The 1,441-nt window shown below is 69.3% G+C and carries 2 protein-coding genes; one reads left to right on the plus strand and one right to left on the minus strand.

Annotated elements, in window-relative coordinates; all coding sequences use genetic code 11:
- Nucleotides 1–83: 83 nt before the first annotated feature.
- Nucleotides 84–956 carry a methylglyoxal synthase gene (locus QMX81_RS20850; protein ID WP_121043904.1) on the minus strand — a complete coding sequence of 291 codons (873 nt, stop codon included), beginning with the start codon at nucleotides 954–956 and terminating at the stop codon, nucleotides 84–86.
- Between the two features lie 173 nt (nucleotides 957–1,129).
- Between QMX81_RS20850 and QMX81_RS20855 the strand changes: the two genes are divergently transcribed.
- Nucleotides 1,130–1,426, plus strand: coding sequence for a hypothetical protein (locus QMX81_RS20855; protein WP_121043907.1), 297 nt, complete (start codon nucleotides 1,130–1,132; stop codon nucleotides 1,424–1,426).
- The last annotated feature ends 15 nt before the right edge of the window (nucleotides 1,427–1,441 follow it).

The following is a 1,441-nucleotide window of genomic DNA, read 5'->3' on the forward strand; positions in this document are numbered from 1 at the left end:
GTGCCGGCCGCTGGCCGCCAATCACGCGGGGGTGAGTTGATGAGGAGCCGGCCAGCGGCCGGCACTACCGGAGCGGTGTGCCGTCAGTTGCCCATCCGCACCGCCGCAGCCTGCGCCCACCGCGCCGCCACCCGTGGCGCGGTGATGCACACGGCCTGATCGGTCACGGTGGTGACCGCACGCTCCAGCAGCTGGATGTCGGCTTCGTGCTGGCGGGCGACGTGCGGATCTTCGAAGAAGATCGCGCGTTGGCAATGCCCTTCCAGCACGCGGTCGGCAATCTGCGCATCGCCGCCCATCGGGCCGCTCTGGTAGCGCGTCACCCATTCCTCGCCCTGCGGCCAGCCGCGGCCCCAGGCCAGCTCGTTGAGGCGCTGCCCGGTGGTGCCGGTGCCGACGCGGCTGCGGAACCGCGACAGCACCGCGAAGTGTTCATCGGCGAAGGCCAGCATCGCCGGCTTCATCGCGTCATGCGCGATCAGGGCCAGCGTGTGCTGTTCGAAGGCATGCAGGTCATCGGCACCCGGGTCCGGCGCCAGGCCGGCATGCAGGCGCTCCACCTCGACCCAGTCGCGCGCGGTGGCGACGGTGGAGATGAAGGGTTTACCGTGGATCACGCACTGGCGCTTGAGCGCGGTGGCTTCCGGAAAGACCGAGGAAGGATCGACCGGGTCCATCAGGTAGATCGCGCCGTCCAGCGTGCGCTCCGGCGTGCCCATCCCGACCACCTCGGCCACCAGCTTCATCAGGCCGCCCTCGCGGCCGTTCGGGTAGCGCCGCAGCGGGGCGAAGTCCTGCAGGAAGCCCAGCCGCTGGATCGCATCGAAGGTGCGCCCGACCGCATGCAGCTCGACGCCCAGTTCGCGCAGGCCGGTGTCGCTGGCGCGCAGCCAGCGGAACAGCGCGGCGTGCTTGTCATGGTGGTGCAGGCGGTTCGCGGCCAGGCCGATGCGCATGGGGGCAGTCCAAAGGGAGTCGTCGCCAGTGTAAGCCGTTCAGGTTGCATCGATGCAAGCTGCAAAATGTGATGTGGTTCACGCGCCTTCACGCATTTTCGTAGTTGTTGCATGGTGTCGACAGGGGCCGTATCCGACAGTGGTGGTCGCCCGTCAATCAGGAAACCCCTGCCATGACTCTCTTCCCTTCCCCCGTCACCACCTCATCCCCGCCCGCTGCCTCGGAGACGGGCCGCCGCATCCGCGCGCTGGCCGCCGTGCTGCGCGAGGCACCCCAGGCCGATGCCGAGATGCTGCTGGCCGGGCTGGCGCGCATGCTGGATGCGCATATCGGGCGCGGCCACGATGATGTGGTCAGCAACCGCTGCATCCGCGACCAGCTCGACAACATCGAGCTGCTGATGGCGCTGGAGATCGAGCGGGCCGGCGTGCGTCACACGCCGGTACCCGCGGTAGCGCGCGCCGCTTGAGAGGCGCGCCTGGGT

This window comes from Stenotrophomonas sp. PS02301 (assembly GCF_029959485.1).
Lineage (GTDB): Bacteria > Pseudomonadota > Gammaproteobacteria > Xanthomonadales > Xanthomonadaceae > Stenotrophomonas > Stenotrophomonas maltophilia_Z.